This is a genomic window from Microbacterium sp. Bi128 (assembly GCF_918698205.1).
Genome location: NZ_CAKKMM010001483.1, coordinates 1 through 1,215, shown reverse-complemented (window position 1 = coordinate 1,215; position 1,215 = coordinate 1). Strand labels below are relative to the sequence as shown.

Genomic DNA, 1,215 nt, shown 5'->3' with positions numbered 1-1,215 from the left:
GGCTCAGTCTGGTGGCTGGCCACGAGTGCACCGCACTCCGGCACCACGCTGGATCTGTTGCACACCTCGGGGGCCGCTGCCGCCGTGATCGGCCTGTGCCTGCTGCTGGGCCGGCTGGGCGACTGGCTGGAACTGGATCTGCTGCTGCCGCTGCGCGGAGCCGGGGCCATGACGTTGAGCCTCTACACGGCTCACCTGTGCATCATGGCCGCCCTGCACGACCAGCCCTTGATGCCGGGCTGGACCGTGGAGGGTGTGTATTTCGCGCAGGCTGTCGGGATGCTGGTGGCCGGCGGAGTCTTCGCGGCCATGGCGTGGCGCGGGCCGCTGGAGTGGGCGACCCATGCGGCCAGCCAGGCGGGCCGGCACCAGCCGGCCCAAGTCCGCCGGCCTCGACGCGTGCGCTAAGTTCCGCCGCCGGGTCGTGCGCTAAGTTCCGCCGCCGGGTCGTGCGCTAAGTTCCGCCGCCGGATCCGGCGCTGAGTTCCGCAGCCCGGCCCCGCACGGCCCGGCAAACGGTGTCCGGCTAGTTCTTCTGCTCCCCGTCGCGGAACATCCGCACGGCGTCGCGCATTGAGGCGCGGGCGCGCTTGCGGTCTCCGGCAGCATCGTACGCACAGCTGAGCCGGAACCAGGAACGCCAGTCCTCGGGGGCAGCTTCGGCCTCGGCGCGGTACTTCTCAAATTCGGCGTCGGCGGCTTCGCGGATGATCCGGCCGGCGGGTGTGCGCGGCAGAGTGTCCTCCGGCAGGCCCCCCTCGGCTTCGAGGATCTTTGCCAACCGCTCAGTGCGGGCACCAAACAGCAGTTCCCGGATCAGGGCCCAGGCCCCGATGACCGGCAGCACCAGGTAGGCGACGCCGATCGCCTTCGCCACGAGGCTGGGGTCGGACATCAGGAGCACGGAACGTTGAAGGGATACCACCAGGTAGAACACGAGCAGCAGGGTGACGGCCCCCACCCAGATCTTGGTGCGGTTCGCTTTCAGGGCTGTCAAGGCAGCGGACATCTGACTCAGAGTCCCAGGTCCAGGTAGCCGTCGAGTCCCACGGTGAGACCGGGGTGAGCGGCGACGCTGCGGATCCCCAGCAGCACGCCGGGCATGAAGGACGCACGGTCGAAGGAGTCGTGGCGGATGGTCAGCTGCTCCCCCGGCCCGCCCAGCAGGACCTCCTGGTGCGCGACAAGACCGGCCAGCCGGACACTGTGGACCCG

Annotated in this window: 2 protein-coding genes and 1 pseudogene; 1 reads left to right on the top strand and 2 read right to left on the bottom strand. The window is 69.9% G+C overall.

The genetic code is table 11. The annotated features are described in order from the left end of the window. Positions 1-408 (top strand): annotated as a pseudogene (locus LQV45_RS33865) (hypothetical protein); the annotation flags it as partial. Positions 409-526: 118 nt separating this feature from the next. Here LQV45_RS33865 and LQV45_RS33860 read toward each other — a convergent pair. Both LQV45_RS33860 and LQV45_RS33855 read right to left on the bottom strand, forming a co-directional pair. Further along, positions 527-1,009 (bottom strand): hypothetical protein, encoded by a 483-nt coding sequence (locus LQV45_RS33860; protein ID WP_230012204.1) that lies wholly within the window; start codon positions 1,007-1,009, stop codon positions 527-529. 5 nt (positions 1,010-1,014) lie between these two features. Beyond that, positions 1,015-1,215 (bottom strand): dihydrodipicolinate reductase C-terminal domain-containing protein (locus LQV45_RS33855; RefSeq protein WP_290370407.1); only part of this gene is annotated, 201 nt, incomplete at its 5' end.